This is a genomic window from Ancylomarina euxina (assembly GCF_003863355.1).
Taxonomy (GTDB): domain Bacteria; phylum Bacteroidota; class Bacteroidia; order Bacteroidales; family Marinifilaceae; genus Ancylomarina; species Ancylomarina euxinus.
This window is the reverse complement of sequence record NZ_QQWG01000075.1, coordinates 1-401: the sequence shown is the minus strand read 5'-3', so window position 1 is coordinate 401 and position 401 is coordinate 1. Positions and strand designations below refer to the sequence as shown.

The following is a 401-nucleotide window of genomic DNA, read 5'->3' as shown; positions in this document are numbered from 1 at the left end:
TACAATACATGTAGAAGGCATTCTTCTTTAAATTATCTTTCGCCTTTAGAATACGGAAGGCTATTAAATAATCAAAAGAGAGCGGCATGACTTAACTTATTGTCCACATTTTTGTTGCAAGTCCACTCTCGTACACGGCGGTTTCGAATAAAGTTTGAACTGTTTATAGATAACTGACATATTGTATAATCCTAAATCTATGAACCATTGTAGATTCATAGCCTGATGAGCTTGAGGACAACCCGACAATCGCCACCATCCTTTTCCTGATAGAGCTAAAATCCAGCTTTGCCAACTTTTAACGCCTAACTTGGTTAGGAAGCGTTTAATGCCAATGGTTCGTTTGCATTGCTTTAATCGGAAACATCGTAATTTTCGACGAATCCATGCATCTAAATTTC

The 401-nt window shown here is 37.4% G+C and carries 1 protein-coding gene; it reads right to left on the bottom strand.

Going from position 1 to position 401, the window contains the following annotated elements; translation table 11 throughout:
* Window positions 1-96: 96 nt before the first annotated feature.
* Window positions 97-401 (bottom strand): hypothetical protein (locus tag DWB61_RS17715; RefSeq protein ID WP_225423423.1); only part of this gene is annotated, 305 nt, incomplete at its 5' end.